The 5815-nt window shown below is 37.0% G+C and carries 3 protein-coding genes; 1 reads left to right on the forward strand and 2 read right to left on the reverse strand.

Annotation, left to right across the window (positions count from 1 at the left end; genetic code table 11):
* Nucleotides 1-210 precede the first annotated feature (210 nt).
* Nucleotides 211-498: a transposase gene (locus ASG21_RS06805; RefSeq protein ID WP_241773507.1), complete on the forward strand. Its 288-nt coding sequence runs from the start codon at nucleotides 211-213 to the stop codon at nucleotides 496-498.
* 68 nt (nucleotides 499-566) lie between these two features.
* On the opposite strand, the gene ASG21_RS06810 is transcribed toward ASG21_RS06805, so the two are convergent.
* Together ASG21_RS06810 and ASG21_RS06820 are read right to left on the reverse strand one after the other, a co-directional pair.
* Nucleotides 567-2108 (reverse strand): T9SS type A sorting domain-containing protein, encoded by a 1542-nt coding sequence (locus ASG21_RS06810; protein WP_056077380.1) that lies wholly within the window; start codon nucleotides 2106-2108, stop codon nucleotides 567-569.
* An 848-nt stretch (nucleotides 2109-2956) separates the two neighbouring features.
* Nucleotides 2957-5641, reverse strand: a complete 2685-nt coding sequence (locus ASG21_RS06820) for a PAS domain-containing protein (protein ID WP_185113716.1) — start codon at nucleotides 5639-5641, stop codon at nucleotides 2957-2959.
* Nucleotides 5642-5815 lie beyond the last annotated feature (174 nt).

Below are 5815 nucleotides of genomic sequence, written 5' to 3' on the forward strand. Positions count from 1 at the left end.
TGTAATAATAGTGGTCGCCGATAAACCCACAACATTTCTATTAACCAGTGAAATTTTTTGGGGGTTTGTCTATCACTTTCATTTGATAAATTAGCATATTTATTTTCTGTCAAGTTCTATCCAGACGGGTGCATGGTCGCTGCTTTTTTTCCAGCCTCTGACTTCTTCGTCAACACCGCCAAAGGATATCTTTCAAAAGCCCTGTGGGAAATGCTTTTCGCAGATGGTATTCAACTCTTTACAAAACTTATAAAAAATATGAAAAATTATATTATGACGATTGAGTACAAGATTTTGCTCAGAAAAAGAGCCATTATCGAAACCATAAATGACGAATTGAAGAATCATTGCCAAGTTGAACACACCAGACACCGAAGTGTAAACAACTTTGTTATGAATATTTTGGGAGGTTTAACAGCTTACTGTTTCTTTCCAAAAAAACCGTCATTAAATTTAAAAAAAGTAAATGACGGTCAATTATTTTTAAACTTTGATTAAACCGAACTCAGGTTTTATTATTAAGTTAAAATGCACAATATTATTTATCAGGCTCTGTATTGAAATGGTTATCGTTTCAACAATTTAAAACAATGCCTGCTTCCTTCTTCAGTATTTATCTGAACCAGATAGTTTCCGGAGGAAATATTTTTCAGGCTGATTTTTTGATTAAATCCAGAGCTTCCAGATACTATAATTCTGCCCTGCAAATCGATTATGGTATATGTAAAACTTTTTACATGATTTTTACCAGTTGTGATAGAAAAATATTGATCTGCAGGATTTGGGTAGAGCGTATGGTGACTATCTAAAGGACTTGCTGTCGAATCCAGACTAAGAAAATATGCACCGCTGAATTTTGTAAGATATGCTGAAGAGCCATGTGTTGCACTGGAACCGGAATAAGCAAGGACTGCTGACCCATTATCGGTTATAAAAAGATTATTAATGAGATCAGCACGTACTGATGTATTCGGCGGAGTAGCGGCGAACATCTTATAACCATAAGGTGCGAAACTTGTATCTTTGGTTCCGTCAGCATTAAAACGTGCAATAAACAGCTGAGCAACGATGGTACCGTTAGTCCCGAAAAAATCACTCATATTACCTGCAACAATCATTTTCGAATCAGGCAGTACAGCAAACCCCGCAATGGAAATGTCTCTGGCATCAGTATACAGGTAATTTGTTGTAATTCCATTACTCCCGAATCCTGAAATCAGTGAACCGTCTGATATCTGAATTTTTGACAGGAATAGTCTGGTAGGTGTATATGAATCATTAGTTTGGTGAAGAAGTGTGATGGAGTTGTTACTGTAGTCGTAGTGGCAGTTTTTGATACTTGTCGATGTTGTATGAGGAAAAATAATTATTCCATTTGTTCCGAAGGAAAGATCTATGTCACCGTTTGACAGTCTACGCTCTATGTAAGATTCCCATAGGCTGGCGGAGTTGATTTTATATCCTGTCAGCAGTATTTTTCCGTCATTCTGACGGAACATTTTATTGCATATAAACGGACTGATACTTAATATTCCGTTGTTTGCGTACGTGGTATCAAGCGCTCCGTCTGCAGTTATTCTGACCAAGAAATTACTGCTGTTCTGTGTGGCCTGCACATATGTTGAGCCGTTTGAATCCACTACGGCATCGATAGCTTTGCTGTTATTGCCAACCGAAAATGTCGTAAAGCCGTTATTGCCAAATGTGGTGTCAAGTGTTCCGTCAAGGTTAATTCTTGAAATGAACAGTTCGTACACACTGTGAGTGGGTGTTGCATTTACTCTGCCTACAATTATAATTTTATTGTTGTGCAGGATAATTCTTTTTGGTGCCTCACTTTTTAAAGTGATATCGCTGCCGATGTTATGATATTTTGTTCCGAATGCTGCATCAGGAATACCATTCTGACTGATCTTTTTGACTACAATACTGCCGCTGGAAAAGCTGGCAGTAATAAACTGTCCGTCAGGAAGCATTATAGCAGAAGTTAATTCGGCGGACTGATACTTGTGATAGCCTCCGGTACCGAACGAAGTATCTAAGGATAAGGTCTGTGCCTGTAAAATGTTTATTAAAAACAGAAAAACAAGAATGTATTTTTTTTTCATTATAGAAGTGGATCGTTAAAGGCTGCAAAGATAAAATTTTATACGATCTGTGAATTATTTATATTCTTTGATTTAGAATAATTTTTGAATCATATTCCATTTGACAAGTGATTTTCGCTAAGCAGTTGTTTCGGTAACGTAATAATAGATGTAAAATTCTTTTTACTTCTATTGTCAGATGAAAAAGGAATACATACGATAACTTTTTCGTCGTTAAACTCTCCCTTTTTTCATGCATATTGCAATAAAATCTCTCACATAAAACTTATGTTTTCTATTTACTCCACATAAAAGTGATTCTGCAGTCACTCTCCACCTTCATAATGATTTATATAAATTCGGTATGCGACAGTAATAAAAATAAAGTGTGGTAATCTCACTAATATAGAAAGCACTCTGTTGAGTGCTTTTTTAGCGTTAGATGAGCTGCAAAATGACATCTGTGAAAATATCATCATTGTCATTATTATGTTTTTCAACTCTGAAAACCCTATATAAACCTTTTTCAAGGTCACCATAGATATATGATTTTTGTGTGTCTTTGTCCAGTTGGCGGTAATTTTATGTTCCGTATTCAAATGTGTCGCCAACCTGTAAATTTGGGCCCGCCTCAACTAAATGCTGAATGGCTGGTGTTCTCGAATGCCGAGGACACAGTAGTAAGTTTAACTTCATTTTTTTTCACCAAAGATATTTTTTTTACATTTGCGTTTGTGATTTTATGTCATTTTTGAAAATAGCATGAAGTATTAGAAAATTATAAAGCTTTTTATTAATATTTATATAATGTGTGATGTTATAATTTCTGCTTAAGATCCTGTATTCATGAAAATATTTAATTCTCATCATTATGATAATGGTACTTCGAAGTAAAAAGTTGAACCTTTACCAAATTCACTTTCTACCCAGATTTTACCATCGTGTGCTTCGATAATTTCAGCGCTGAGATATAGACCAATACCAAATCCACCGATAATACTTTCCTGCTCAACTCTATAAAACCTTTCAAAAAGTTTATTAAGATTTTCAGACTTAATACCCATTCCTTCGTCCTTTACACTTACTTTTAACCGATCACCGCATTGCTCAAACGAAATAGTGATTGTGGTTCCGGTCATGGAATATTTTACTGCATTACCAACCAGATTGTTGAGAACCTGTAGTAGCTTGAGCCTGTCTGCATTTATTGTCATCGAATGCTTTGCAGAAAAAATAACAGTATGGGTTGAGTACTGGATTTTGTAGTCTGTCTTCATTTCTTCTACAAGTTCTGAAAGATCAAATTCAGTTTTATCAATGTGTAATTTACCTGACTCGAGTCTTGAAACATTCAGGAAGCCATTGATCATATCAGTCATATTCCTGACCTGTTTAAGGCTTTGAATGTAGGCCTTTTTCAAAAACTGATCCTCAGTTTTTTCTGCTTTCCGCAACAGCATCTGCAGGTAAACGTTAATAGATGTAAGGGGAGTTTTAAGTTCATGAGATACCATGCTTATAAAATCATTTTTACGCTGTTCTTCTTCTTTCAGTGACTGAATGTCTGTGGTGGAACCAATCCACATGGTAATGTTACCGTCCTCATCAAGTACAGGGGATGCAATATTCAGATGCCAGATATACTTTCCTTCAGTATTTTTAAAACGGAGTTCTGAAACATGTGGTCTGCATTCAGATGCAGCTTCTGCCAGACCTTTCCGGAAATTCTGAATTTCATCAGGATGCATCATTTCATGATATCCGAAATCCCGTAAATCTTCAAAATTCATCCCCGCAAACTCAAGCCACGTTCTGTTGAAAAAAGTCACTTCTCCGGAAGGTAATGCATTGGATATCTTTACAGGTACCAGGTCTGCCAGCATTTTAAAATATTTCGCACTTGATTCAACTGCCTTACGTGCATTTACCTGTTCTGTGACATCTGTAGCCACTACCAGAATATCGGCAATATTCCCATCAGTATCCGATATGGGCTGGTAGACAACATTGAAAAAGATTTCCTTGAGTTCACCGTCATGTTTCAGCATTGCACTGATTCCGTTGGCATAAAATGGTTTTCCGGTAGAATATACATCGTCCAGAAAACCTAAGAACGGCTGATCCTGAATTTCAGGAAGGGCATCGGCCAGCCTGCTGCCTACGATAACATCCGTTTTTCCCCAGACCTCAAGTATTTTCCTGTTGGCTGATTCTACTATAAACTCTTTACCGCGAAGGAGACCTATGGCGACCGGAGCTTTTTCAAATACGTATTTAAATCTTGATTCACTTTTCGAAAGTTGATTCAAAAGAACTGACAGCTGATCATTGGCAGTTGAAAGTTGATCTGCATATTGTTCCAGCTGTCTTTGAGCGAGCACTCTATCTGTAATTTCAAAGGACATCACCAATACACCATCACGCTTTCCGTCCAATCCTGTTAAAGGCTGATAAGTATAGTCAACAAAAGTTTCTCTTATGGTTCCGTCGGGTTCAGTAAACAAAACAGGACTTTCTTTGACGTCTATAATCTCACCGGTCTGCATCACTCTTCTCAGCTGACCTGCAAACGGCTGATCAGCCAGGTCCGGCAAAATTTCCAGAAAGGGCTTACCAACCACTTCGTCCCTTGTTTTTTTCCAGTAGGACAAATTGGCGTCGTTGATCATTTCTACGATAAGATTATCATAGCGTATTATCACAACAGAAGCAGGGAGCATGTTGATGATCTGATTCAGATTATTGCTTGTCCTCTCCAAATTAACCTTATTGTCTATTTCATGGGTTACTTCAGAGGTGAAAATTAAAACACCGTCAACTGAACCTTCATCATTGGTTCTGGGAATAAGGCGATAGTTAAAATAGCGGTCTTCAGGTTCACCGGTGTCAGTATTTAAAAGCGGAACTAAGTCATCAGTAAAATTTAATGACACTCCTTCTGTATATACGCTTCTGATTGATTTTTCCAGCTCTGAACCCAGAAATTCAGGTAGAGCTTCCAAAAAAGGTTTGCCTGTCAGTTCTCTTCCTGATACCAGATTCTGGTAGGTTGGATTCACAAGTTCAAATACAAAATTTTCACCTGATAAAATTGCCGTGCCCGATGGAATTTCACTCAGCAGATTGGCAATAGGTTCACTTTGTGATAGTGTAAGTTCTGGACCTGACGTTACAGTATTTTCCACAGCACTTTCATTCATCCATACAGCTACGTGCGTAACGGTTTCATTATCTAAATTGATCGGAGCATAAAGCGGTGAAATTACCAGTTCATCTTTTTTACTGTTGCGACTGGGAATCAGACGAAGCTCTTTTCCGTTAAAAGAATTCTTCTCCCTTACAACTTTTGAAATGACCATTTTATCTGCCTCAAATTCACGGTTGAGCAATCCCAGTATCTGCTGCTCAGAATGTGCTTCTGATGCAGCATCATAAAGCTGAATAAATTTTTTATTATAGAGTTCGATAAATCCAGATTCCACATTCAAAATGCAGACTCCCAAAGGCGAATGATCGATGATTTTATTAAGTAGCTGTTTATCTGTAATTGTCATTTGATTCTTGTTAACACGAAGATATGTTAATCTTTCATAATTATGAAGAATTACCATTTGTATTTATACCACATGGTATGGCGATTGCAAATACAGTTGTACACTTAATCAAAAACAATTTTATTATGGACAACACAAACACAGTGTCAACACTAAACGATTTACTGAACATCA

Source organism: Chryseobacterium sp. Leaf394 (assembly GCF_001424105.1).
GTDB lineage: Bacteria > Bacteroidota > Bacteroidia > Flavobacteriales > Weeksellaceae > Chryseobacterium.

Excerpts from the sequence above, each read along its gene's own strand:
- ASG21_RS06805 (WP_241773507.1), top strand. The coding sequence starts at position 211 with ATGCTTTTCGCAGATGGTATTCAACTCTTTACAAAACTTATAAAAAAT.
- ASG21_RS06810 (WP_056077380.1), bottom strand. The coding sequence starts at position 2,108 with ATGAAAAAAAAATACATTCTTGTTTTTCTGTTTTTAATAAACATTTTA.
- ASG21_RS06820 (WP_185113716.1), bottom strand. The coding sequence starts at position 5,641 with ATGACAATTACAGATAAACAGCTACTTAATAAAATCATCGATCATTCG.